The sequence below is a fragment of the Leyella stercorea DSM 18206 genome (genome assembly GCF_000235885.1).
Classification (GTDB): Bacteria; Bacteroidota; Bacteroidia; order Bacteroidales; family Bacteroidaceae; genus Prevotella; species Prevotella stercorea.
Genome location: NZ_JH379387.1, coordinates 25,515 through 50,543 on the forward strand (window position 1 = coordinate 25,515; position 25,029 = coordinate 50,543).

The following is a 25,029-nucleotide window of genomic DNA, read 5'->3' on the forward strand; positions in this document are numbered from 1 at the left end:
AGTAAACATATACGAAATGGCAAAAGCATACGTATTTCTTGCCGACGGATTCGAGGATATCGAGGCGTTGGCTCCGGTTGACATACTCCGCCGCGGCGGAATAGACGTAAAGACAGTTAGCATCAACGCTACGGACATGGTGGCGTCGGCGCACGGCGTGCAGGTGAAGGCGGACATGATGTTCGCCGATGCCGACTTCAGCGATGCCGACCTGCTCATGCTGCCTGGCGGAATGCCTGGTGCGAAGAACCTCGACGAGCATGAGGGCGTGCGCTCGGCACTCGTGCGCCATGCCGAGCAGCAGAAGCTCATCGGTGCCATCTGCGCTGCGCCGATGGTGCTGGGCCATCTGGGTCTGCTCCGCGGCAAACGCGCTACGTGCTACCCGGGCTTCGAGACAGAGCTTGAGGGTGCCACATACACCGCCGAGCCTTGCACCGCCGACGGCAATATCATCACGGGCAAGGGTCCAGGCGCATCGTTCGCCTACGCCTACCGACTGCTCGAGGAGTTCAAGGGTGCGAGCGTCGTAGCCGAGTTGAAGAAAGGAATGATGTACGAGTTTTGAACATCCTCTCACAGGACATAATGTATCTGCCGGGAGTCGGCCCCAACAAGAAGGACGTGCTCAACAAGGAGTTGGGCGTGCGTACCTGGGGCGACCTGCTGGAGTACTATCCATATAAATATGTGGATAGAAGCCGCATCTATGCCATACACGAACTGCAGAGCGATATGCCGTTCGTGCAGATACGCGGCAGGATACTCTCGTTTGAGGAGTTCGAGATGTCGGCACGCAAGAAGCGCGTTGTGGCACACTTCTCCGACGGTAGGGGAGTGGTCGACCTCGTGTGGTTCTCCGGCGCACAGTACATATACAAGACGTATAAGGTGGGCGAGGACTACATCGTGTTCGGCAGACCCACTGTCTACGGAGGACGCTTCCAGTTCTCGCATCCCGAGATAGAGCGCGCATCGGAGTTGCAGCTCTCCGAGATGGGTATGCAGCCCTACTACATCACCACCGAGCAGATGAAGAAGCGCAACATATCGTCGCGCGCCGTGGAGAAGATGGTGAAGGCGATGCTGCAGAAGATAGCCGAACCGATACCCGAGACGCTGCCCGACTTCATCGTGAACGCACGCCACCTCGTCTCGCGCGACACTGCCCTGCGCTGCGTCCACTATCCGAAGAACGCCATGGAGATGCAGAAGGCGCGCGAGCGACTGAAGTTTGAGGAACTCTTCTACGTGCAGCTCAACATACTGCGCTACGCCTCCGACCATCGCCGCAAGTACCGCGGCTACGTATTCTCGCAGGTGGGCGACGACTTCCACCGCTTCTACTCCGAGAACCTCAGGTTCGAGCTGACCGGTGCGCAGAAGCGCGTCGTGCACGAGATACGCGACGACATGCGCTCGGGCCGTCAGATGAACCGCTTGCTGCAGGGCGACGTGGGCAGCGGAAAGACCCTCGTGGCACTTATGACCATGCTCATCGCGCTCGGCAACGGCTATCAGGCGTGCATCATGGCACCAACCGAGATACTTGCCGAGCAGCACTTCGCTACGATACAGGAGTTTCTACGCGGTCTCGACATACGCGTCGAACTGCTCACGGGACAGGTGAAGGGCAAGCGCAGACAGGAAGTGCTCGACGCACTCATCGCCGGCGAGGTGAAGATACTCGTCGGCACACACGCCGTGCTCGAAGACCCTGTGCGCTTTCAGCGGCTCGGTGTGGCGGTTATCGACGAGCAGCACCGCTTCGGCGTGGCTCAGCGTGCACGCCTGTGGGCTAAGGGCGAGAACCCGCCACACATACTCGTGATGACCGCAACGCCAATCCCGCGCACGCTCGCCATGACCATCTACGGCGACCTCGACGTGAGCATCATCGACGAGCTCCCACCCGGCAGAAAACCCGTGCAGACCATACACAAGTACGACAGCCAGATGACATCGCTCTACGCCGGCATACGTCAGCAGATACGCCTCGGCAGGCAGGTGTACATCGTCTATCCGCTCATCACCGAGAGCGAGAAGAGCGACCTCAAGAACCTCGAGGAAGGCTACGCCGCACTGTGCGACATCTTCCCCGAATTCAAGATAAGCAAGGTGCACGGCAAGATGAAGTCGAAGGAGAAAGATGCCGAGATGCAGAAGTTCGTTTCGGGCGAGACGCAGATTCTCGTCGCAACGACCGTCATCGAGGTGGGCGTGAACGTGCCCAACGCCTCCGTGATGGTGATACTCGACTCGCAGCGCTTCGGACTCTCGCAGCTTCACCAGTTGCGCGGACGCGTAGGACGCGGTGCCGACCAAAGCTACTGCATCCTCGTCACCACATACAAGCTCTCCGCCGAGACCAGCAAGCGCATCGACATCATGTGCGAGACCAACGACGGCTTCCGCATCGCTGAAGCAGACCTCAAACTGCGCGGACCAGGCGACCTCGAAGGCACACAGCAGAGCGGCATCGCCTTCGACCTGAAGATAGCCGACATAGCGCGCGACGGACAAATAATGACCATCGCCCGCGAAGAGGCGCAGAAGATTATCGATGCCGACCCCACATGCACCTCGCCAGAGTATGCAATGCTGTGGCGACGACTGCGCGAACTGCGCGATACGAACGTCAATTGGGCAGCGATTTCGTAACGACAAGCTGACAGACAGGCTGATACAACGGCGTGCCAGTCAGCTTGTTTGCTGCTTTATGGGCAGCAAATAAAATGTTAAACTTCGTTCAAAAACTGTTAACACAGAGCGCGTTTTGCAATTTTATTCAATATTTTTTCGTACTTTTGCAACGCAATGTTCAAAATGCTATGCCAACATTGCAAATTAACTACTACTGATATCGAATATACTACAATTCGATGACCATCTTTTTGAAGGAATGATATACTCATTCTATTTAAAAAAAACTGCCTGAAGAATGAATTTGAAGAAAATCGTCAAGACATTTGCAATATCGATGTTGCTCGCCGTTACTTCTACAACCGCCAACGCACAAGACCTTCTTGCACGCCAGGCACCGGTAGACCGTAAGATGGCAGCCGTCGACACAATTATGCTTCGCAACATCACTATGCGCGAAGAACTCGAATCGCCCGCAGCAGACCTCTATGCAAACTGGGACAACAAGTATGCACACCGCGCTACCGAGTTGCCTGAAACATTCAATATCGACCTTCGTCACTTCACGATGCCTACCACAAGCCGCGTCATCACCAGCAACTTCGGCTCACGTTGGGGACGCCAGCACAAAGGTCTCGACATCAAGGTGTACATCGGCGACACCATACGCGCAGCCTTCTCTGGCAAGGTGCGCATCGTGCGCTACGAGCGTGGCGGCTACGGCAAGTATATCGTGATACGCCATAACAACGGTCTGGAGACAATCTACGGTCACCTCTCTAAGCAGCTCGTGGAGGAAAACCAGGAAGTACGTTCGGGCGAAGTGATCGGACTCGGTGGTAACACCGGACGAAGCACTGGTTCGCACCTCCACTTCGAGACACGCCTCTGTGGCGTAGCACTCAACCCGGCACTTATGTTCGACTTCCGTGCGCAGGACGTAACGGGCGACTACTACGCATTCAACAAACAGACATACGACAACGAGTCGGTGAACGCTACACGTCTGCGCGGTAAGCAGGACTCTTCTACATTCGCAAGAAGCGGTTCTGCAGACGACTTTGCTACAAACAAGCGCACCACATCAGGTCTGAGCGATCAGATTTCTTACCACAAGGTGAAGAAGGGCGAGACTCTATCGAGCATCGCAAGAAAGCGTGGCGTGACAGTGGATAAGATTTGCAAACTCAACCACATCTCTAAGACGATGCGTCTGCGTCCAGGACAGATCTTGCGCTACTCTTAAGCCGGCAGAAACCAATTCATTGACGTATATTTTACGACTATAACAACATAGCAAAGCGACACCAAACAATTTGTGACACAGACATTACAAGTTGTTTGGTGTCGCTTTTTATTTCATTAAAACACATAAAGGATGACACAAGAGAGAGTTAATTTTGGAAGTAAGTTGGGCATGGTGCTTGCAACAGCAGGCTCGGCAGTAGGATTAGGCAACGTATGGCGCTTCCCGTACATGGTTGGAGAGAATGGCGGTGCAGCCTTCATTCTGATATACATAATGTGCATAATGCTTCTCGGCATACCCTGCATGATGAGCGAGTTCATCATCGGCAGACATGGAGCCGCCAACACCGCACGTGCCTATTCGCGTATGGACACACATAAGGCGTGGCACATCGTCGGACTAATGGGCGTAATCACCGGTTTCCTCATTACCGGCTACTATGCCGTAGTGTCGGGCTGGTGCTTGCAGTACATCTTTGCCTCGGGCGTAGGCGAGCTTCGTGGCGACCCGCAATACATAGCCTCTTACTTTGCCGACTTCTCCGCATCGCCCCTGAGGCCCGTGTTTTGGACAGTAGTAGTGTTCCTGCTTACCCATGTCATCATCGTGCGCGGTGTGCGTGGCGGTATAGAGAAGGCTTCGAAAGCACTTATGCCCACGCTCTTCCTGCTATTGTTGGTGGTAGTGGTCTGCTCGTGTCTGCTTCCGGGCGGAGCCGCAGGCATAGAGTTTCTCTTCAAGCCCGACTTCTCGAAGGTTACTGGCAGCGTCTTTCTTGCTGCCATGGGTCAGGCGTTCTATTCGTTAGGACTTAGCATGGGCTGCATTTGCACGTTTGCCAGCTACTTCTCTCGCGAAACCAATCTCCTGAAGTCGGCTGTTAACATAGCTGTCATCGACACCATCATAGCCATTCTTGCCGGTTTGATGATTTTCCCCGCAGCGTTCAGCGTTGGCGTGAGCCCCGACAGCGGTCCGTCGCTCATCTTCATCACCCTGCCCAACGTGTTTCAGCAGGCTTTTGCCGGTGTGCCGCTGCTTGGCACGGTGGTCGCCGTCATGTTCTACATGCTGCTCTCGCTTGCTGCCATCACATCACTCATCTCGCTGCACGAGGTGAGCACTGCGTTCCTCTGTGAGGAGACACGCCTCGACCGCAAGAATGCGGCACGCCTCGTGACGGTTGTGTGCTCGGTGATTGGTGCATTCTGCTCGCTCTCGCTTGGCGACAGAGCGTGGCTCAATATGTTCGGAAAGACGCTTTTCGACTGGTTCGACTTCGTGACCGGACAGCTTCTGCTGCCTTTCGGTGGCATTCTCACTTGCATATTCATGGGCTGGGTGGTGCCGCGCAAGCTGATAAAGGACGAGTTCACGAACTGGGGCACACTGAGTGGCACCCTCTTCGGTGTCTACCTTCTGCTCGTGCGCTACTTCTGTCCGGTATGTATTATGGCGATATTCCTCAACCAGTTAGGATTGCTCAACATAGCCTTTTAGGTGCTGCTCGTTTGAGAGGGCCTGCATTCTATGAACATAGAGTGCACGCCCTCTCAAATTCTTTATTAAAAATAACCGATATTGTTTTGCTGTGTATTTATTAAGTGTTAATTTTGCAAAACATTTAAACCCGTACGAATTTTGAAGAATCAAACAATTATTTTGCCATTGCTTATTGTTGCTTTTGTATCAAATAACATGTATGTATATGGCAAACGTCAACCCAAAGCAAAGGTATCGAGCGACAGTACTGCCGTTGCTGATAATGAGATGAGTGTGATGTTGAAGAACATCACCGTGACCGCTTCGCGTGGCGTTGCGAGTAAGACTCCTATCGCAATGAGCGATGTAGACCGTAGGGAAGTGGAGAACAAACTCGGCAACAACGAGCTGCCCGAAATGCTCAACCAGACTCCGGGTGTGTATGCCACGAAGAACAGTGGCGCATACGGCGACTCGAAGTTGAACATGCGTGGTTTCCAAAGCTCTAACGTGGCAGTGATGGTGAACGGCGTGCCCGTCAACGATATGGAGCACGGCGGACTCTACTGGAGCAACTGGGGCGGACTGGGCGAGATGGTGCGCTACATGCAGACGCAGCGCGGACTGGGTGCCAGCAAGGTGTCGGTGCCGTCGATTGGCGGCACGGTGAACATCGTGACCAAGACTACGGACAGCAAGCGTGGAGGCTATGCCACGTACAGTGTAGGCAACGACGGCTTCAACCATGTGTCGGCTTCTTTCTCCACCGGTCTCACCAAGTCGGGTTGGAACTTTTCTATGCTGTTTGGCAAGAAATGGGGCGATGGCTACATCCAGGGCACCAACTTTTCTGACTACGACTACTTCTTTGCCGTGAGCAAGCGTCTCGGTCAGCATCATCAGATTGCGCTCACGGGATTCGGCTCACCACAGTCGCACTATCAACGCAACCAGTACGACGGACTCAGCGTCGAGGGTTGGCAGGACGTGAAGCGTTTCATGGGCGGCAAGAGTGTCTATCGCTATAACCCCACATACGGTTTTGGAAAGAACGGCGAGCGTAAGTCGTCGGCTTTCAACTTCTACCACAAGCCACAATTCTCGCTTAATCATATCTGGCTTATCGACGATAAGTCGTCGCTGAACACGGCTCTCTACATGTCCATCGGACACGGCTACGGCAACTCGGGTCAGGGTATCAACTCCGCATACGCCAACAGCTGGTACGGAGCTGCCAACGGCAAGCTGCGCTACGACTTCCGCCACGCTGACGGCACCTTCGCCTATGACCAGGTGCAGGAGCTGAACGAGCAGAGCGATGCCGGTTCGAAGATGGTGATGGCGCAGAGCTTCAACGACCATATCTGGTACGGACTGCTCTCTACGTACACCCGTCAGTTCGCAAAGGGTCTCGACTTCTACGCCGGCTTCGACATGCGTTCGTACAAGGGCACGCATACGGCGAAGATTTCCGACCTCTACAACGGTGCCTACTACACCGACCTGCGCTACCGTAGCAGCGTGAACCCTGCCAACAATGCCGCTGCGCTCGACCCTAACTGGCAGTACGAGAAACTGAGCATTGGCGATGTGGTGTTCCGCGACTACGATAGTCACATCGTGCAGCACGGTGTGTTCTCGCAGTTGGAGTACTCCAAAGACCGCATCACGGCATTCGTATCGGGTACGTTGGCAACGTCGCGCTACTGGCGCTACGACCGCTTCTACTACGATGAGGCTCACGCCAAGTCGGACACGAAGAACTTCGCTTCGGGCAGCATCAAGGGCGGACTGAACTACAACATCGACCGCTACAACAATGTCTTCGCCAATGTCGGATACATCAGTCGCGCACCGTTCTTCAGTGGCGGTGTGTTCCTCATGTCGCAGTCGAGCAACGAGATAAACAAGGACGCAGTCAACGAGAAGGCATTCTCCTTCGAGCTGGGTTACGGTTTGCGCTATAAATGGCTCTACGTGGCTCTCAACGCCTACTTCACGAAGTGGATGGACAAGACGACCTCCAAGTCGGGCTACATGAACAACAACACGGAGCTGTACACCATGAGTATGACCGGTGTCAATGCCAAGCACATGGGTGTGGAGCTCGACGTGGTGGCACGCCCCACGCCTTACGTGACGCTCAAGGGTATGCTCTCGCTCGGCAACTGGCGTTGGGACAACAACGCCACGGCTTACTTCTACAACTCGGCTACGCAGCCGCTTGCCAATATCACCACGGGTGCGGTGGCAAGTGGGGTGGGTGCCCCCGACCACCTGAAGTTCACGCTCAACCAGGACGGCATACACGTAGGCGGCTCGGCACAGACCACGGCTGCCATCGGTGGCGACGTGAAGCTGCTGAAGATGCTGCACATCGGTGCCGACTACACCTACTACGCACGCCTCTATGCCGACTATTCGCTGCCTACGTATGGCGGTGGCGGCGAACTCACGCTCAAAGAGCCTTGGCGTGTGCCTGCTGCCGGACAACTCGACCTCAACGCGCGCTACGACTTCAATATCGGCTCGTGCCGTGCTTCAATCTTCGGCGTGGTGAAGAATGTGCTCAACTACGAGTACATTCAGGATGCCTTCTACGATGGTACAAACAACGGCTGGAAGGATGCCTACCGCGTGTTCTACGCCTTCGGACGTACATTCTCGGTGAAATTGAAAATAGCGTTTTAAGAGTAATATGAAGAAAATGAAACTGATACATTATATAATACTTGCAGCGGTAGTCGTGCTTACGTCTTGCGGCGACTTTAACGAGAATCTTGACGGCTTCGACAAAAATACATACAAGCCTACTGATGTGAAGAAGTTGGAGGTGGAGTTGACGGATGCCGATTACGAGAAGATTGCATCGCTGATGAAGGACGACGACCTCAAGACGAAAAAGTTCTTCATTAGTGGCAGCTATGCCGCACAGTGCATATCCGTGTGGCTCAAGCAGAAGTATCCCACGGCTGACAACGGCTCGTCGGTGACGGTCACTTACCGCATGCTTACTCAGTTTGCGATGAGAACGACTGGCATGGACAATCAGTCCGAGAAGAGCGAGCCGAAGAACGTAACCAATCCGTTCGAGAAGATTGCCGGCGAGTGGAAGTATAACCCGAGCGTGGTGCTGACCCTGCCTAACGAGAAGGGCAACGTTACGAGCAAGTCGTTCTATAACCGCATCATAATATGGGTGAATATAAAGTACGACGAGCCGAACGGCTTCGGCCAGTTCAACCCCGGCGGCTACCTCAACGGCTTTGCCGACACCGAGTATTTCAGCGGTTGCAGCTACTACAACAACCGTGTGGAGTGGGTAGCGGCTGATGCCAAGAGCAACACCCCGAGCGTCTACGGAGGCATGACCGACGAGGAGGTGGTAGCCACCATGCAGCGCAACCTTGTCACCACGTTCGCCGTGTCGCTCAGCGAGGGCTTCGGGAACGCAGAACCGGTGGAGGGTATGAACGTTACGTACACCGTTAATTTCGTGGCACACATGGAGGGCAATAAACTGGTGCCCTACACAATACAGTATCTTGTGACGGGTAAGGGCGAGTTCACATACGTTGAAGGCTCGCTGAAACCAATCAACTAAATGAAAACATTAACTATGCGAACAGGCTTTTTGCTGCTTTTGTCAGTATTGCTGAACTTGCCGCTATGGGCACACAAGGGCAAGATGCAGGTGTCACACAAGAATGTGGCACCCATAGTTGTCGTGTCGTCGTACAATCCCGATGTGAAGAGCATCAGCGACAACATCAGCGCGTTCTATGAGCAATATACCAAGAGCGGACTGCCCAACCCCGTTGCGGTGGAGGACATCAACGCCCAGAACCTGCCGACGGCAAGCGGTGGAGAATTCGTTTGAAAAGGGTGCTCAATAAGTATTATAGCCGTGGCAATCGACCAGCCTGCATCGTGCTGCTTGGCATGGAGGTGTCGTCGGCTTACTTCTCCTTCGACGACGATGAGGAACTGAGGCAGACACCAGTGGTTGTGGGTCTGCGAAGCTCGGCAATCGTGAAGATGCCGCAAGACTCCGTCGATTTCAAGAAGTGGGACCCCGTGGCGTATGACGTTACTACCGACTTCAAGCATTTCAACATCGTGGGCGGTGAGGTGTACCACTATGATGTGAAGAAGAACTTCGACCTCATAAAGCACTTCTACCCAAAGTGCGACACGCTCACCTTTATGTCCGACAACACACTGGGTGGTGTCACCATGCGCGCTCTCTTCAAGCAGTACGCAAAGACCGACCACCGCTTTGTGGTGAGGTATATCGACGGCAGAACGATGACGTTTGTTGATGCCGACGAGGCTATTTCCGATATTCCGCTTACACAGGCAATGCTGATAGGCACATGGCGCGTAGACAAATCTAACCGCTACGTAGTGCGCAATACTACATACACCTTCTGCAAGAACAATCCGGAACTGCCCACATTCACCATGTCCGACGTGGCTATCGGCCACTGGCCCGTAGGCGGCTATTCGCCGTGCTACCACATCATGGGCGGCACGCTTGCCGACGATGTGGTGGCGTTCCTGAAGACAGGCAAGAAGAGGCCCGTAGCACTGGCTGACTGTAAGTACATCTTCGACTTCAATCGCTTACAAGATCTGCACCTCTCGCTCGACGATATCAACGTGAAATACGATATGGTGAATATGCCCGTAAGCATCTTCAAGGAGTACTTCAATACAATCATCATCGTCTTCCTGCTCTTTATCGTGCTGCTGTCGGCACTTATCGTGTCGCTCTATCTGCTTAAGAGGGGTAAAAAGCTGCATCTGGAGTTGCTGCGTCAGGGCAAGGAATTGCTCGAGGCGAAGCATAACGCCGAGCAGGCTAACCTTATGAAGTCGCGTTTCATAGCCAATATGAGCCACGAGATACGCACACCGCTAAACGCCGTGATGGGCTTCTCGCAGATACTCACCAACGACCAGATAGAACTGACGGCGGAGGAGAAGCAACAGTATGGCGAACTGATAATGGTAAACGGTGAACTGCTGCTGAAGCTAATCAACGATGTGCTCGACATATCGAAGATTGATGCCGGCAAGATGCGCTTCAGTATGGGTGAGTACGACGTTGTATCGCTCATAAACACAGCCGCACAGAGTGCTCTTGTCAACAAGAAACCAGGGGTGGACATCATAGTGGAAACAAGGGTGGAACACCTGATGATTGCCACCGACAGGGAGCGTTTGCTACAGGTGCTTACCAATCTGCTGAACAATGCAAAGAAATGTACGGATAGCGGAAAAATCACAATCCGTCTGGATCAGTATCCAGAGCAGCGCATTATAAAGATAAGCGTTAGCGATACGGGTTGCGGAATACCGGTGGAGAAGGCTGAAGAGGTGTTTGAACGCTTCAAGAAGCTGGATGCGTTCAGGCAGGGAACCGGACTCGGACTGCCTATATGCAAGTCGATAGTGGAAGAGTTAGGCGGCAAGATATGGGTTGATACCGACTACACCGATGGTGCGCGTTTCGTTTTCACGCATCCAATGTAGGTATAAAATGATCCGCATCGACCGACGCAGATGTCTGCGCCGACCGATGCGGGTGTCTGCGCCGACCGATGCGGATGTCTGCGCCGACCGATGCGGATGGTATCACCACCTCACCACCTCACCACAACAACATCTTTTCACCATCTCACCACCTCACCATCTCACCACTTCAACATCTTATCCCCTTCGTTGTGAATAGCAGTATGAAGTAGAGCAGAGTGCCGCTGACGAGTCCGGCAAGGGCATCGATGGCGTAGTGCGCCTGGATGTACACCGTGGCGAGACACAGGAACACGTAGAACGGTGTCATGAAGTAGAGCAGACGGCGGTTGCGTGCGTGATAAGCAAGCCACATGCACACCGTCGATACGCCTACGTGCGACGATGGGAAGGCGGCGGTAGGGCGTTCGCCTGCAGCCTTAGCCTGCTCCACGAGGTCGTAGAAGAAACCGTCTACGTAGCCCGGAGTGGGCAGACACTCCTGATGAGTGTTGAAGTAGGTGCCGACGGCAGGGAAGAAGCCGTTCGTGATATTCTCTATACCCACCGCCTTGAAGTAGAACGTCGGTCCGGCAACGGGCACGAAGATGAACACGATGTAGTAGATGAAGAACGAGGCGAGCAGAATGAACGAAGCTCGCTGAAACTCGTTGTAGCGTGCGAAGAAGTAGAAGAACGCCACCAAACCAATCATTGGATAATAGGCAGCGTAGCCCATGCTCATCAGCTCGCTGATGGGTGCCCACGAGAAGGTGGAGGCGAACGAGAGCGACGGTTGGAAGCCGAACATCGACTGCTCTGCGCGGCAGAACACGTGGTCGAGGTTGGGGAACATACGGTTCAGCTCATACGTGTCGGGGTACCACCACGCTAATAGCGACATCTGCGCCACTACGCGCGCCAGCAGCGTCAGTCGGCAGGGCACAAGGCGATAAGCCAACCACAGCGCCACGGTCATTGCCACCACACGCACACGTCCCCATATCATTGCGTCGGGATTCTGCAGGTTGGTGTAGGTGAAGAGAGCCACAAGCAGTGTGAACACCGTGTATGCCATCACGAGCCACTCCAGTGCCAAAAGTCCGCGTCTGGGCGATTTGTCTATAGAGAAAAGTTGTGTAAAGAATTTCATTGTCTTAAGTGTAATTTTAGGGGGTGCACTTGTCTCAAGTGCACCAACCAAGCAATCACCTGCGCGCACAGGCATTACAGCCATCCGTTCTGTTTATACCATGCTACGGCGAGCTTCACGCCGTCGGCGAGTTTGTAGTGCGGATGATAGCCAAGCTCGTCGCAAGCCGGCTCGATGTCGCAGCGCCAGTTGCGCTGTTTCAGAATGTTATACTTGTCGTTGTTCAGAGCCGACGGTTTCTTGGTGATGTGGCTCATCTTCTCGCCGAGGAACGCCACGATGCGCAGCACCCACACCGGTGCCACGATGCGCAACATCCACTTCACGCCCATCTCCTTCTTCAGCAGGTCGCTGAACTCGGTAGAACTGTACACCTCACCGTCGGAGAGGAAGTACTTTCTGCCGCTCATGCCGCGATCGAGAGCGAGGAACACAGCCTGCACCACGTCGAGCACGTACACGAAAGTGATGTCCTGACGCTTGAAACCCACGGCGAAGTCGACGTGCTTCTTTATGCTCTCAGCCATGAGGAAGTAGTCGGTCTCGCGCGGACCGTACACTCCCGTAGGGCGCAGAATGATGTAGGGGAAGTCGTTGCCAATGCTGTCGAGGTACTTCTCGGCGTCGAGCTTGCTCTTGCCGTACGCCGTATTTGGGCGCGGCGTATCGTGCTCGCTGATGTCCTGATAGGGTTGCTCCTCATGTATCGCGCCGAACACGCTGAGCGAGCTGAGGAACACGAAGCGCTTCAGCGGCATCTGCAGCTCGATGAGCGCATCGACGAAGTTCTTTGTGCCCTCGGTGTTCATGCGGCGGAAGTCGGCTTTGTCGAGACATTTCGTCACGCCGGCAGCGTGCACGACGTAGTCGAACTCGTGCTCACCGAGTTGCGCCTTCAGTTGCTCCTTTGAACTGAAGTCGAGCTCAATGAAATGTATGCGTTTATCCTGAAGGTATTTGCGCGATGTGGTTTTCCTCACTGCTGCCCACACCTCCATATCTCTGTTGAGGGCTTCCTCAACGATAAAACTGCCTATGAAGCCACTGGCTCCTGTTATAAGTATCTTGTTGGTCATTATTAATATTGGTACATAGTACAGGTTGCAAAGTTACTATAAAAAAACGAGTTAGCGAAATAAATGGCAATCAGCTTGGGTCGACATCGAAAAATACGGTCATGGCTGCGTAGCGTTTGTCCTGCAGCAGTTGGGTACGTGCTTCCGCCATGCACTGGCGTGCGAGCGGCAGGTTGATGCCCTGCTCGAGCTTGATGACAATCTTGCGTATCGACTCCGTCTTCACACGTGCTACGGCTGGCTTGTCTGGTCCGAGTACGCGGTCGGCGAACGCCTGACGCAGACGCGATGCCATTTCGATGGCTGCGCTGTCTACGAGCTGCTCGTTGCGGTGGCGTAGGTAGACATAGACGAGGTGGTAGAACGGTGGATAGCGGAACATGCTGCGCTCCTCAAGCAAGTCGCGGGCGAACGTCTGGAAGTCGCCCGCAACGACCTGCTGTATCACTGGCAGGTCGGCACTCTTGGTCTGCAGTATGACGAGTCCGCGCTCGTCGCGCCTGCCCGCTCTGCCACTCACCTGCGAGAGCATCTGGAACGCCTGCTCGTAGGCACGGAAGTCGGGATAGTTGAGCATGGTGTCGGCATTCAAAATACCCACGACCGTGACGCCCGAGAAGTCGAGCCCCTTGGTTATCATCTGCGTGCCGATGAGTATGTCGGTTCTGCCGCAGGAGAAGTCGTCGATGATGCGTCCGTAGGCGCCAGCCGAGCGTGTGGTGTCAAGATCCATACGGGCGATGCGTGCTTCGGGGAACAGCTCGCGCACGCGGTCCTCAATCTTCTCCGTGCCGTAGCCGCGACCGAGCAGTTCGGTGCTCTCGCAGTTGGGGCACTGCTTCGGCACGGGGTAGGTGTAGCCGCAGTAGTGGCAGGTGAGCAGGTTCATCGAGCGGTGATAGGTGAGCGACACGTCGCAGTTCTTGCACTTAGGCACCCATCCGCACACCTTGCACTCAACCATAGGCGCAAAGCCGCGGCGGTTCTGGAACAGCAACACCTGCTTCTTGTTGCGCAGCGCCGTGCGCATCGCCTCAAGCAAGTCGGGCGAGAACGCCCCACGCATCATCTTGCGGTGGTACAGGTCTTTGGTATCTACAACGCGTATCTCGGGCATCGCCACGTCCTTGTAGCGTGTGGTGAGCTGCACGTAGCCGTACTTGCCCATACAGGCGTTGTGGTAGCTCTCCATGGAGGGCGTAGCCGTGCCTAACAGCACCTTCGCCCCTTCGTACATCCGGGCGAGCATGATGGCTGTAGAGCGTGCGTGATAGCGTGGAGCAGGGTCTTGCTGCTTGAACGATGTCTCGTGCTCCTCATCGACGATGACGAGTCCGAGGCGCGTGAAGGGCAGGAAGACAGCGGAGCGTGCGCCGAGGATCACGTCGTAGGGTTCGCTGGAGAGCTGCTTCTTCCATATCTCTACGCGCTCGGCATCGCTATATTTAGAGTGGTATATGCCCAAGCGTGAGCCGAACACGTTCTGTAGGCGGCGCGTCATCTGCACCGTCAGTGCTATCTCGGGCAGTAGGTAGAGCACCTGCTTGCCTTCGTCGATGGCTTTCTTTATAAGGTGGATGTATATCTCGGTCTTGCCGCTCGACGTTACGCCGTGCAGCAACACTACGTTCTTCTCGTTGAATTGTTTCTGTATGCTGTCCTCTGCCGCTTGTTGTGCAGGGCTGAGAGGTTGTATGCGCTCGGGATGATACTCGCCTGTGGTGTTCAGACGACCCACTTCGCGATGGTAAATTTCGAGGAAGTTGCGCTGGATGAGCTGGCGCAGCACAGCATCTGATGCGTTGGCAGCGTTCTGCAGTTCGTCGCAGGCTATCTCGGCGATATGCGCCGGCGGTGTCTCGCCGTCAATCTCGCTCCAATGCGACAGCTCAAGGTAGGTGCTGAATGTCTGATGTTGTTTCAGTGCACGCTTCAGGATGGTGAGTGCCATGTGGAGCGATTGCTCCGAACGTAGGTTGGCGGGCAGCGTGACGCAGCGCACCGTCTTCGGGCGATAATTCTCTTCGGCTTTCAATCCGGCAGGAAGCGCGGCTTTGAATACGTCGCCAATGGGCGACATGTAGTAGGTAGAAATCCACTGCCATAGGCGTAGCTGCTGCTCGATGAGCACAGGCTCTGCGTCTATGACTTGGATGATGGGGCGTGTCTCGAACTCCGGCTTCTCGCTGTGCAACCGCACCGCCATCGCCGTGTATGTCTTCGACCTGCCTAAGGGCAAAAGTACACGCACACCCATCCGCACCTGAGCCACCATAGGCTCAGGTACGGAGTATGTGAATGTTCCTTCTAAAGGTAGAGGGAGTATTACGTCTACGTAGTGCATTAGAAGTAGTATGCAAGGGCTATCTGCCAAGCATTGGTACGACCGCTCTTCTCGAACGGAGCTCCCAATACGTTACTTGCTGTTTTGCTTAATGTTACATCGCCCGTCTTTCCGCAAGCGATGTTGTAGTTGGCTGTGAGCTGGAGGTGCTTCAGAACGGTGAAACCAGCACCAACGTTCACGCTGAACTGCGAACTCTTGAGCTTCCACTCGCAATCTGCACCAAGATCCTTGTTCTTATTGCCTACGTGGAAGCCGAACTGCGGACCTGCGAAGAAGAGCACGTTGGCAACACTACCCAAGCCGATGCTGTAGCGCACGTTGATAGGAATGTTGATAGCCTGTGTCTTCAGAGTCTGCTTTGTGGGCAGTACGTACTGGGTTTCGTCAACATCTACCGCGAGTTCTGCCTCACGCTGGTCGTAGAGAGCCGAAGCGTCGATGCCAAGACCTACGAGCGGAAGTGTGAACTTCACAGTCGGACCGATGAAGAAGCCTGCACGGTTGTTTGAGTCGAGCACCTTTGAACTGATGCTCATGCTTGTTACGTTCAGACCGCCCTTAACACCGAAGTTGATACCAGCATTCGCTGTGTTTGCCGTGAAAAGCATCGCAAGTGCGATGGCTGCTGATGTAAAGATCTTTTTCATACCTGTTTGTTTTGGGTTAATATTCAATTTACGTTTGCTTGATGGTAGTTGAGAGTTAGTGTCGCTGTCTGCGTACGCTGACGCGTGCTGTACTACCCGACGGCTTTGACGCACCGCTATTGGAGCGCGATCTCTTCACCTTTGCGGTTGTTGTCTTTGTTCGAGTTGAGGCTGCAGCACTTGCACGACGGTTCTTCTTTCTGATAGCCTTAGCCGCCTTCTTGTCCACAGTGGCGATGCTGTCGAGCGAGTCCTTCGGTTCGCCCGCACCCCACACGTGCTGCTCGAAGTCGGTAAGCTCCTTCTCGATGCGCTTCTGCTCCTTCTTCATAGCCGAGTCGGTGGGGCAGTACTGTGCGAGCGTCTTGCCGAGCATGTTCGTGGTCTTGTATATCTTGCCCTTGTACATGTTCTTCGTGAAGTAGTCGTCCATCGACATTGTGGCAGCGTTATTGAGGTTGCTCGTCATAATGGTCTGCTTCGTGAGGAACGGTGCAAGGTCGTCGTACTTCACCCAGAAGAGCGGATAGCTTGTAGCAGCGTCGCCGAAGTCGTCTTCGCGCTTGAGAATTGGGCAGAGGGCGAGCACCTTGGTGTGGAACGCCGAGTTGCGGTCGTCGTAGTAGGTCGCCTCCTTCACGTAGTAAGCCGTCACTTCGCGCGACGGTATGTCGCTATCGTCGATACGTATGCCACGGTCGGTGCGCTCGTAGAAGATGTGATAGTTGTCGAGCAGCGATTTAAGGTTCACCTTTGCTGCGTCGTCGAACACCTCATTGCCGTCCAAGCGGTACTCGTAGGCGGTGATGGAACGCTTCATCACGAGCTTGAAGATATACGTGAAGAGGTTCATCTGCGAACCTACCGGCTCCACCGGATAGTAGAGTCCGGCGTTGGCATCCTCCGTGAGGTCTATCTCGCGGTATATGTCGCGTCGCCATGTCACGTCCTCGTCCATCGCTTTCTGCGTAGGGAACGATATCTGGGCGCGCACGCTCAGTCCCTGGTCTTTCTGCTGTTGCTGCTGAGCCTGCTCGCGGCGACGTGCCGCAGGCTGTGCCGAAGCTATATCGGCACAGAAGAGGGCGGCGAGGAGTATTGCTAAGAATTTATTCATTGTTTTGTTTTTTGTTTTCTTGGGTTGCTAGGGGACTAGACTTTCTATGGGTTCTAGGTTTACTAGGTTTACTAGGGTTCTAGCTTTATTTCACTATAACCTCCATTGATCCGTTCAACTTGCGTGTGATGCCGTCGGGGCCTACCGCTGTGATGCGCGAGATGTAGAAGCGCTTGCCTCTTGAGAGTTTGCGGAAGGTGTCGCGCTGTCGTTCCGAGAAGTTGCTGCCAGCCGAAGCCATCGGCACAGCGTTACCCATGTTGTCGAAGAACACGGTCTCGAAGCTCACAACCTTGAACTGTATGTCGAGGATGCCGTCGTCGATGGCTGCCTTGATGCCTGGAGCGCTCATGATAGAAGCCTTGGCGAGTCCGCCGCCACGGAAGCGGTCGGTGCCGATCTGCATGTATGCTGCCGGGTCTGGGAGCTTGCGCACATGGAATGTGAACTTGCCCATCTGGCGCGACTTGCCGTTGGCGTTGGATGCGACGGAGATAGTGACATCACTGCCCACTGCCGACGGACGCGCTATGTACTTGCCCATGCCGATAGAACGGAACGAACCGCCAGACATTGATGCCGATACGGCGTTGAGCGGTACGCCCGGTATGCTGACGCTTATCGGGTTGTCGTAGCCGGCGTAGAGCACGTTCATAAGGTCTGCCGATACGGTCGCACTCGGTGCGACGACGGTATATTTCTGCGTGAAATCGCGGCGGATGATGTTGCCAGCACCATCGCGCATGGTGATGTATCCGCCGAACTGATGCTCGCCGACGGCACCTGCCGTGAAGCGGTAGAGTCCGCTATTGATGCGCTGTCCGCCTACGTATATCTCTGGCTGTTGTGTGGTGTCTACGGCTGCCATTACGATTTGTGCCGAGAACTGGTCGCCACTGATGATGGTCTTCGACTCGGGTATGACGAACGCCGAGAGCTTGTTCACACGGATGTCCTTCATGTCGATGTTCGCAACGAGCGTGTGCAACACTTCGCCTTCGGCGTAGCGCACGTCGCTCTGCAGCTTCGAGAGTAGTGTTACGGCACCTGCTACGGGCATGTCCTCGAACATGTACTCCTGCCAGTTCTTACCGAGCGTATTGGCACCCTTCGGCACCTTTGTGGTGAGGTTGCTTTCTATTATCTCGCGCTGATGTGGGTCGGTAACCATCTTGAGGATACGCTCGCGGAACGTGTTGATGGCATCGTAGAGCTTCTTGCCCTGTCCGGTGCCCGGTGCGAGCATTACATGACTTGCTGCTTCGAGGTTGTCCTTGCTCTTTATGTCATAGATATTACCGTCCTTGCCGTCAGCCTCGCGCACAATCTGCACTTTCAGTGCCTGTGCGAAGTTGTACAGCGAGTCGCTCATGCGCTTCACAGCCGTAGCCTTGTCGAACCACTCCTTCACCTTCTGTGGGTTCTTATTCATCTGTTCGGCGAAGTTGTTGTAGAGCACCTCGTTCTCCTTTGAGGAGTTGGCAGTGGTACGGTTAAGACTCTCCTCCACGATAGAGAAGCCGTTGAGCACTTCCGAGGAAATGTTCAGGGCAAGCATCGCCATCAGCACCACATACATGAGGTTGATCATCTTCTGGCGGGGGGAGATATGTTTTTTCTTTATTGCCATTCTTAGGTTTTTTACCTTTTTACTCTTTTACTTTTAAGTTCATGTTGACGGTCATCGCCTCAATCATGCGAGCATAGATGCCGTTGAGCTGCTCAATCTGCTCAGCCATGCGCTTGCTCTGCTCGTTGATCTGGTCGATAGTGCCAATCTGTTGGCTTGCGCCCTTAAGCTGCATCTCGTATATCTTGCAGATGCCGGTGAGTGTGCGGTTGAGGTTCTCCATCTCCTCGCTGTCGCGTGTGAGTCGTGCGCTCTGGTCGGACACCTTCTGCAGGGTCTCGGTGAGTCGCTTGAGCTCGTCGAGATAGTTTGCCTGTGCGTCTGCCAGCTGCATAGCCACCTCGTGGTTGGCTGCCAGCTCGGCTGCTGCAGCGGCTGTCTGTGCAGCTTCGGGCGATACAACAGTCTGTGTTCCGCCTACTATAGTCTGTGTGCCACCTACTATAGTCTGTGTTGCGCCTTCGGAAGTCGGAGCTGTGCCTGAAGCGGTTGCGCTTGCAGTGCCGCCACCTATTATGATAGTGCCACCGCCGCTTACGCCAGCACCACCGACTACAGAACCGCCACCTGCAACTTGCACGCCGGCGTTGTATGCAGCCTCTGCTTCAGCCTCCTCGCGGTCTATCTCCTCTTCGTCAATGTGCGTAGGGAGGTCTCTGCCTTCCTGCGTCTTGTCGAACGGACGGTCGAAGGCTGAGATGAAGAACACGAACACCTCGGTGCCCATACCTGCGAAAAGCATGATGTTGGCGCCCGGCAGGTGGGTGAGCTTGAAGAGCGTACCAAGGATTACGACTGAAGCACCCCAGCTATATGCGTAGTTGAGGAATGTCTGTCCGGGGACACTGTCCATCCACTTCTGCAAGTGGTAGACTATGTTGAATTTGCTATAGATTGTCATATTTCTTTATTTTTATTGTGAGAATACATAGGTTTGTGAGTGTTGTGTAGATATCTCACCACCTCAACTTCTCACCATCTTCAACTTACTTCTTTTTTCCTTTTGCTTTAGCACTTGATGTGTTTGCTAAGCTGCGTACACAGCGGAAGCCGATGTAGCAGCGTGGCTGGTTCTGGTATTCCCATGTGCGCCATGCTGAGCGTATGAACGACTCGGGATCTTTCCACGAACCACCGCGTACGCTCTTCTTCTTGAGTCGATAGGGGTCTTCCTTCGCTGCGTTGTACTGTAGGGAAGGGTTGAAGTCGTTCATCGCCTCTACGCCTGCCTCGGTGTACACGGTGCTTGTCCATTCGGCTACGTTGCCTGCCATGTCGAAGAGTCCGTTGCTGTTAGCTCCGTATATGCCCACCTTCGATGTTATGAGGTTGCCGTCCTTGGTGTAGTTGCCACGGTCGGGTTTGAAGTTGGCGAAGAAGCATCCGTCGCCGCTCTTCACGCTTTGGTCTTCCCACGGGAATTCGGTGCCTTCCTTTCCGCGTGCTGCATACTCCCATTCAGCCTCTGTCGGCAGGCGGTAGCGTTGTACGTAGCGTGCCTCCGGACCGAGACCTTTCAGCAGATAATCGGTGCGCCATGCGCAGAAGGCGTTAGCCTGCTCCCATGTTACGCCCACTACTGGATAGTCGTTGTAGGCAGGGTTGGAGAAGTAGTTGCGCAGATATGTCTCGTTCTCGGCGTTTCGGAAGTCGTTCACCCAACAGGTGGTATCGGGGTAGACGTTTACTATATATGTGTTGAGGAAGTCCCACGGACCACTCAACGGGCGGTTGATAGTTTCGCGGACGATGCGTCCCTCGTCGTCGATGTATGCGGTGTCCTTTGATATCATCACCACCTCGTCAGGGTTCACCTCGATGTCTGTGTTGAGGTTGCGCTCCTCGGGATTGAGTCGGTTGCGACGCAGAGCGGCTGCAGTGTAGTCGTACACCTCGTAGCGGTAGTTCATCTGACGGTAGTCGAGCATCTTCTCGCCGGTGATAGGGTTACGAGTATATACGCTCTCGATGGCGCGTAGCTCGTCCTCGTTGGGTTTGCGCGGCAGTTGCTTCTTCCAGTTGAGGTGTGGTGTGACGGGGTCGCCGTTCTTGTCCTCGGTGATCATGTATGTCTCGTCGCCACCGTACTGTGGATCGGCGAGGCGTGTGCGGATGATACTGTCGCGCACCCATACCACGAACTGCTTGTACTTGGAGTTGGTCACTTCGGTTTCGTCCATCCAGAAACCGTCGACGGAGATGTCCTTCACAGGTGTCTGCTTACCCCACAGGCTGTCTTGCTTCTCAAGACCCATGCGCAGGTAGCCGCGTCCTACGCGCACCATGCCGTAGGGTGCGGGCTCGGCGAACGAGCGTCCGCTCACGCCCACCACTTCGCCACCGCGTCCTGCCGACGAGGCTGCCTTGCTGCCGAAGCAGCCGGTGAGAATCATGGTGAGTGCCATGATGCTTAATAGTAATATGCTTTTTGTTGCTTTCATCTATTGTTGTTTTTTTTGTTTTCTTTTTGAGGTGAGGGGTAAGCCTTTGTTGGTGGCGTTTAAGCCGAACTAAGCCTTTTTAAGCCTCTTTAGACCTTTCTAAGCCCTCCCCGACGGGGAGGGTTGGGAGGGGCTACAGCACTCTCACGCTCTTGTGCATGTTCTTGCCCTTCTTCTGTAGGTTGAGATCCATCTGGTAACCTACGAATATCTCGTGGCTTCCGTTGCCGGGGTTGATAGCCGAGGTGTATATCTCGTATGAGTAGCCGAGTACGATGCCATGGAACTTGCCGCCGATGAGCACCGTTGTGGATATTGTCGGGGCGTAGCTGAGTCCGGCGTAGAACATCTTCTTCTCGTTGGTGTAGGTGAAGCGACCTGTGATGTCGCCACGGTAGCCCGAGAGGTCGGTGCGGAAGAGGAACGATGGTTGGATGCTCAGGAACGGGTTGCGCAGGCGTATCGTTGCGCCACCAGTGAGGTAGTAGGTGGCATCCACCTGTATCTCGTTGGTCTCGCCGAGCTGTACACAGGGCGAGTTGAGGTGCTGTGCCGAGATGCCTACGTACCAGTTGCGGTGCGAGTAGTAGAGTCCGGCTGCAAGGTCGAGCGAGTTGCCCTCTATCTTTGACGACGAGAAGGCTGGGTCGTTCGACTCCTCAAGGTCTACCTTTGTGCCGTCGAATGTCTCGCTGAGCAGTCCGGCGGAGATGCCGGTCGACAGCTGTCCGCCGAACAGCTTGAACTTGAAGGCGTATTGCAGGGCGAGGCGTTTGTGGCTGAACAGACCAATCTGGTCGTTCATCAACTGTATGCCTGCACCATGAAACTGCTTCAAGAGCAGAAACTGTGCGTCGGCACCAGCGTACATCGTGTTAGGATTACGTTTGAATCCAGCCATCTCCATGGCGTAGGCAGCCGCGATGTTGAGCTTCGGCGACTTGCCCACGGCTGCGGCATTGAACGAGGGTTCCATGTCGAAGTAGTGGCTGAACGATACGTCGTACTGGGCTTGGCTCTTCACCGAGACAAGCGATAGTATCGTCGTTATTATTATGTATCCGCGTTTAAACACGTAAGTATAACGTCTGTTTATTAATATTATTGTGAAATGGCGAAGTTTTTTGCTTCGCGAGGTTTACCAATGGCTGTCTTTGCCGAATATTTTGCGTATGCGGTTGACGATTGAGCGCCCGATGTGTGCGAAGTTGCCGTAGCGCAGATTGAGCACCAACTCCTCCATCGAGCGTCCGAACTTTATCCATCTATGTCCGTAAGCGTATGTGCGGTACACCTGCTCTTTGAAGTCGACATCCTCTATCACGTATGGCGGATGCTTCAGTTCGCCCTCCAGCTCGAAGCGTTGCATGGTGAACAGTCGGCGCAAGCGGCGTGGCATGGTCTGCAGCGAGCCGGTGTAATGCGTGGAGCCGTCAGTGGCTCCGAGGTTGTTGATGAGGTTGTGCGAGGGCATAATGGCGAGTCCGGAGTTCATCACCATCGATGCCCAGAATATCGTTTCGTAGTATTCCTTGCCCGACGCGCGATGGTCGTAGCAGGCGCGTAGCGTGTCCTCGCAGTAGCGGCGTTGGCGCATTATCTTTCTGAGTTGTCGCATCGCCGTGCGGTCGTCGAGGAACGGGTATCCTGGCTCCCACTTGTCGATGACGCGTCGCCACGATGCCCATCCCCAGATTGAGAATACGGAGGTGAAGAGGTAGTCGTAGGGATAGTCCTTAAGCTGCTCTTCGGGGTTGAAGCCTGCAATCATCCAAATGCGCTCGTCGTTCTCGTAGCGGTCGAGCATCTCCTTGCAGAACGTGAAGAACGACTGCGACGGCACGTCGTCGTCCTCGAGCACTATGCACTTGTCGACGAACGAGAACGCCCACTTCTGTGATATGTACTCCGAGGGGTCGCAGCCGTAGTTGCGCTCCTGGTAGAGGCGTTGCACGTCGCACTCCCAGTCGATGTTCTCTACTACGCGGCGGCAGGCTTCAATGCCAGCCATATCGCGCTCACCGCGCGGTCCGTCCTGATAGAGGAACAGCTTCGAGGGACGCGCCTTGCGCACTTCCGCAAACACCTTGCTGAGGTGGTCGGGGCGGTTGAAGAAGAGGATGAGTACTGCTACATCAGTCTTGTATGGTTGCATAAGCGTTGCGATTTAGTCTATTCAATTCTACAAAATTACAGAAATTTGACTATAGAACGGCAAAGCTATGATGTTTTTTTCGCATAACCCAAACTTTTTCAGTAACTTTGTGCAAACATATCAGTATAAATATGAAACTTATCATCACGATAGACAATACGGCGATTGTGTTGCAGACCGACTCTGCGGATGGTGCTGCCGAGCGTGAGGTGTACAACCTTAACTCTGGTATCTCCATAGCAGCCAACCTGCGACAGGCTCTCTCCGTGTGCGCTTTGTTGCGCAACCCGCGTCTGTACGACCGTGTCACGGTGGTTGTCGACACACCGACGATGCTCATCCCTGAGGACGAGTACACCTCGGGCAGTGCTACGCTGCTCTATCGCAACGCGTTCAGCATGTCGCCAGCCGACGAGGTGCAGACATCGCCACTCGATACATTGGGCGTGGTGCTCGCGTTCGCCGTGAACAAAGACCTGCATTTCGTGCTCAACGAGAACTTTCGCTACGTGTGTTTCGCGCCTCGTCTTGCCTCCACACTCACTGCGCTGAGCCAGCGTGCATATGGCGGTTTCCAGGAGAAGCTGTTCTGTGTGTTCAACGGCAAGGATATGGAGATAATAGCGTTCCGCAAGCATCGTCTGCGCTTCTGCAACTCGTTTCATATCGACGACACACAGGATGCTGTGTTCTACATCATGAGCGTGTGGCAGCAACTTGCCATGCGCCCCACCGACATACTCGTCATCACTGGTAATGCAGAAGAACCAGAAACACTGAAAATCAAGCTTGAACAGTTTGTGAAGAATGTTGAGGTGTTGAGGTGTTGAGATGTTGATGAGTTGAGGAGTTGAGATGTTGAGGAGTTGAGATATGCAATGCAAATGTCACCATCTCACCATCTCACCATCTCACCATCTCACCACTTCACCATCTCACCACTTCACCATCTCACCACCACACCACACATCTCACCACCTCACCATAACACCATATCAACACCATATCATGCGCATAATAACAGGAAAATATAAGGGGCGCCACTTCGATATTCCGCGCTCGTTCAAGGCTCGTCCTACTACGGACTTCGCTAAAGAGAATATCTTCAACGTGATCAACGGCTACGTGGACATGGAGGGTGCGCAGGCACTCGATCTCTTCGCTGGCACGGGCAGCATCTCGCTCGAACTGCTCTCGCGCGGCTGCGCTCCGGTGGTCAGTGTGGAGATGGATCGCGACCATGCCGCGTTCATCCGCGAGTGTATGACGAAGCTCGACACCAAGGATAACATCCTTATCCGTGGCGATGTGTTCCGCTTCATCAAGTCGTGCAAGCAGCAGTACGACCTCATCTTTGCCGATCCGCCTTACGCTCTGCCCACGCTGCCTACCATTCCGCAGCTCATCCTCAGCAAGGGAATGTTGCGCCCCGGCGGACTCCTCGTCTTCGAGCATGGCAAGCATAACGACTTCTCTGATGTGCCGGGCTTCATAGAGCACCGTGCCTACGGCAGCGTGAACTTCTCGCTGTTCAGAGCCGCTTCAGGGGGTGCACTTGTCTCAAGTGCACCA

21 protein-coding genes are annotated in these 25,029 nt (G+C 54.4%); 11 read left to right on the forward strand and 10 right to left on the reverse strand.

Going from position 1 to position 25,029, the window contains the following annotated elements:
- Positions 1 to 16: 16 nt before the first annotated feature.
- The 9 genes from HMPREF0673_RS03310 to HMPREF0673_RS14485 all read left to right on the forward strand — a co-directional run bounded on the left by HMPREF0673_RS03310 (position 17) and on the right by HMPREF0673_RS14485 (position 11,111).
- A complete protein-coding gene (locus HMPREF0673_RS03310) occupies positions 17 to 568 on the forward strand; it encodes a DJ-1 family glyoxalase III (protein ID WP_040596318.1) in 552 nt (183 codons plus the stop codon).
- Positions 565 to 2,661 carry an ATP-dependent DNA helicase RecG gene (recG, locus tag HMPREF0673_RS03315; RefSeq protein ID WP_007897932.1) on the forward strand — a complete coding sequence of 699 codons (2,097 nt, stop codon included), beginning with the start codon at positions 565 to 567 and terminating at the stop codon, positions 2,659 to 2,661. The genes HMPREF0673_RS03310 and recG overlap by 4 nt, the downstream gene beginning before the upstream one ends.
- A gap of 280 nt (positions 2,662 to 2,941) precedes the next feature.
- Positions 2,942 to 3,889, forward strand: a complete 948-nt coding sequence (locus HMPREF0673_RS03320; protein ID WP_007897942.1) for a peptidoglycan DD-metalloendopeptidase family protein — start codon at positions 2,942 to 2,944, stop codon at positions 3,887 to 3,889.
- 132 nt (positions 3,890 to 4,021) lie between these two features.
- Positions 4,022 to 5,392 carry a sodium-dependent transporter gene (locus HMPREF0673_RS03325; protein ID WP_007897944.1) on the forward strand — a complete coding sequence of 457 codons (1,371 nt, stop codon included), beginning with the start codon at positions 4,022 to 4,024 and terminating at the stop codon, positions 5,390 to 5,392.
- 198 nt (positions 5,393 to 5,590) lie between these two features.
- Positions 5,591 to 8,065, forward strand: coding sequence for a TonB-dependent receptor (locus tag HMPREF0673_RS03330; protein WP_007897946.1), 2,475 nt, complete (start codon positions 5,591 to 5,593; stop codon positions 8,063 to 8,065).
- Between the two features lie 7 nt (positions 8,066 to 8,072).
- Complete coding sequence (locus tag HMPREF0673_RS03335; protein ID WP_007897950.1) at positions 8,073 to 8,978, forward strand: hypothetical protein; 906 nt, start codon at positions 8,073 to 8,075, stop codon at positions 8,976 to 8,978.
- Complete coding sequence (locus HMPREF0673_RS13730; RefSeq protein ID WP_007897952.1) at positions 8,979 to 9,254, forward strand: hypothetical protein; 276 nt, start codon at positions 8,979 to 8,981, stop codon at positions 9,252 to 9,254.
- Positions 9,255 to 9,259: 5 nt separating this feature from the next.
- Positions 9,260 to 10,912, forward strand: a complete 1,653-nt coding sequence (locus HMPREF0673_RS03340) for a sensor histidine kinase (protein ID WP_083825685.1) — start codon at positions 9,260 to 9,262, stop codon at positions 10,910 to 10,912.
- 7 nt (positions 10,913 to 10,919) lie between these two features.
- Positions 10,920 to 11,111, forward strand: coding sequence for a hypothetical protein (locus HMPREF0673_RS14485; RefSeq protein ID WP_007897955.1), 192 nt, complete (start codon positions 10,920 to 10,922; stop codon positions 11,109 to 11,111).
- Here HMPREF0673_RS14485 and HMPREF0673_RS03345 read toward each other — a convergent pair.
- From HMPREF0673_RS03345 to HMPREF0673_RS03390, 10 genes are all read right to left on the reverse strand, one after another.
- Positions 11,082 to 12,044, reverse strand: a complete 963-nt coding sequence (locus HMPREF0673_RS03345; RefSeq protein ID WP_040596320.1) for a phosphatase PAP2 family protein — start codon at positions 12,042 to 12,044, stop codon at positions 11,082 to 11,084. The genes HMPREF0673_RS14485 and HMPREF0673_RS03345 overlap by 30 nt on opposite strands.
- Positions 12,045 to 12,118: 74 nt before the next feature.
- Positions 12,119 to 13,120 (reverse strand): NAD-dependent epimerase/dehydratase family protein, encoded by a 1,002-nt coding sequence (locus tag HMPREF0673_RS03350; protein WP_007897957.1) that lies wholly within the window; start codon positions 13,118 to 13,120, stop codon positions 12,119 to 12,121.
- Between the two features lie 70 nt (positions 13,121 to 13,190).
- Positions 13,191 to 15,464, reverse strand: a complete 2,274-nt coding sequence (gene priA, locus HMPREF0673_RS03355) for a replication restart helicase PriA (protein ID WP_007897958.1) — start codon at positions 15,462 to 15,464, stop codon at positions 13,191 to 13,193.
- Positions 15,464 to 16,114: a porin family protein gene (locus tag HMPREF0673_RS03360; RefSeq protein WP_007897959.1), complete on the reverse strand. Its 651-nt coding sequence runs from the start codon at positions 16,112 to 16,114 to the stop codon at positions 15,464 to 15,466. Before HMPREF0673_RS03360 ends, priA begins: the two co-directional genes overlap by 1 nt.
- Before the next feature lie 55 nt (positions 16,115 to 16,169).
- Entirely contained in the window at positions 16,170 to 17,231 is a 1,062-nt protein-coding gene (gene porN, locus HMPREF0673_RS03365) for a type IX secretion system ring subunit PorN/GldN (protein ID WP_007897960.1), read from the reverse strand.
- Between the two features lie 85 nt (positions 17,232 to 17,316).
- Positions 17,317 to 18,861 carry a type IX secretion system motor protein PorM/GldM gene (gene porM / locus HMPREF0673_RS03370; RefSeq protein WP_007897962.1) on the reverse strand — a complete coding sequence of 515 codons (1,545 nt, stop codon included), beginning with the start codon at positions 18,859 to 18,861 and terminating at the stop codon, positions 17,317 to 17,319.
- A 19-nt stretch (positions 18,862 to 18,880) separates the two neighbouring features.
- The gene (porL, locus tag HMPREF0673_RS03375) at positions 18,881 to 19,762 is read right to left on the reverse strand and encodes a type IX secretion system motor protein PorL/GldL (protein ID WP_007897963.1); all 882 of its coding nucleotides are present in this window, start codon (positions 19,760 to 19,762) and stop codon (positions 18,881 to 18,883) included.
- Between the two features lie 85 nt (positions 19,763 to 19,847).
- Entirely contained in the window at positions 19,848 to 21,302 is a 1,455-nt protein-coding gene (gene porK, locus HMPREF0673_RS03380) for a T9SS ring complex lipoprotein PorK/GldK (RefSeq protein ID WP_007897966.1), read from the reverse strand.
- Between the two features lie 133 nt (positions 21,303 to 21,435).
- Entirely contained in the window at positions 21,436 to 22,377 is a 942-nt protein-coding gene (locus tag HMPREF0673_RS03385; protein ID WP_007897968.1) for a PorP/SprF family type IX secretion system membrane protein, read from the reverse strand.
- Positions 22,378 to 22,440: 63 nt separating this feature from the next.
- Positions 22,441 to 23,457: a glycosyltransferase family protein gene (locus HMPREF0673_RS03390; protein WP_007897970.1), complete on the reverse strand. Its 1,017-nt coding sequence runs from the start codon at positions 23,455 to 23,457 to the stop codon at positions 22,441 to 22,443.
- Between the two features lie 131 nt (positions 23,458 to 23,588).
- Between HMPREF0673_RS03390 and HMPREF0673_RS03395 the strand changes: the two genes are divergently transcribed.
- Entirely contained in the window at positions 23,589 to 24,287 is a 699-nt protein-coding gene (locus HMPREF0673_RS03395; RefSeq protein WP_007897975.1) for a DUF3822 family protein, read from the forward strand.
- 178 nt (positions 24,288 to 24,465) lie between these two features.
- Positions 24,466 to 25,029 (forward strand): 16S rRNA (guanine(966)-N(2))-methyltransferase RsmD (rsmD, locus tag HMPREF0673_RS03400; protein ID WP_007897976.1); only part of this gene is annotated, 564 nt, incomplete at its 3' end.

Excerpts from the sequence above, each read along its gene's own strand:
- HMPREF0673_RS03310 (WP_040596318.1), top strand. The coding sequence starts at position 17 with ATGGCAAAAGCATACGTATTTCTTGCCGACGGATTCGAGGATATCGAG.
- HMPREF0673_RS03320 (WP_007897942.1), top strand. The coding sequence starts at position 2,942 with ATGAATTTGAAGAAAATCGTCAAGACATTTGCAATATCGATGTTGCTC.
- HMPREF0673_RS03325 (WP_007897944.1), top strand. The coding sequence starts at position 4,022 with ATGACACAAGAGAGAGTTAATTTTGGAAGTAAGTTGGGCATGGTGCTT.
- HMPREF0673_RS03330 (WP_007897946.1), top strand. The coding sequence starts at position 5,591 with ATGTATGTATATGGCAAACGTCAACCCAAAGCAAAGGTATCGAGCGAC.
- HMPREF0673_RS03335 (WP_007897950.1), top strand. The coding sequence starts at position 8,073 with ATGAAGAAAATGAAACTGATACATTATATAATACTTGCAGCGGTAGTC.
- HMPREF0673_RS13730 (WP_007897952.1), top strand. The coding sequence starts at position 8,979 with ATGAAAACATTAACTATGCGAACAGGCTTTTTGCTGCTTTTGTCAGTA.
- HMPREF0673_RS14485 (WP_007897955.1), top strand. The coding sequence starts at position 10,920 with ATGATCCGCATCGACCGACGCAGATGTCTGCGCCGACCGATGCGGGTG.
- HMPREF0673_RS03345 (WP_040596320.1), bottom strand. The coding sequence starts at position 12,044 with ATGAAATTCTTTACACAACTTTTCTCTATAGACAAATCGCCCAGACGC.
- HMPREF0673_RS03350 (WP_007897957.1), bottom strand. The coding sequence starts at position 13,120 with ATGACCAACAAGATACTTATAACAGGAGCCAGTGGCTTCATAGGCAGT.
- priA (WP_007897958.1), bottom strand. The coding sequence starts at position 15,464 with ATGCACTACGTAGACGTAATACTCCCTCTACCTTTAGAAGGAACATTC.
- HMPREF0673_RS03360 (WP_007897959.1), bottom strand. The coding sequence starts at position 16,114 with ATGAAAAAGATCTTTACATCAGCAGCCATCGCACTTGCGATGCTTTTC.
- porN (WP_007897960.1), bottom strand. The coding sequence starts at position 17,231 with ATGAATAAATTCTTAGCAATACTCCTCGCCGCCCTCTTCTGTGCCGAT.
- porM (WP_007897962.1), bottom strand. The coding sequence starts at position 18,861 with ATGGCAATAAAGAAAAAACATATCTCCCCCCGCCAGAAGATGATCAAC.
- porL (WP_007897963.1), bottom strand. The coding sequence starts at position 19,762 with ATGACAATCTATAGCAAATTCAACATAGTCTACCACTTGCAGAAGTGG.
- porK (WP_007897966.1), bottom strand. The coding sequence starts at position 21,302 with ATGAAAGCAACAAAAAGCATATTACTATTAAGCATCATGGCACTCACC.
- HMPREF0673_RS03390 (WP_007897970.1), bottom strand. The coding sequence starts at position 23,457 with ATGCAACCATACAAGACTGATGTAGCAGTACTCATCCTCTTCTTCAAC.
- HMPREF0673_RS03395 (WP_007897975.1), top strand. The coding sequence starts at position 23,589 with ATGAAACTTATCATCACGATAGACAATACGGCGATTGTGTTGCAGACC.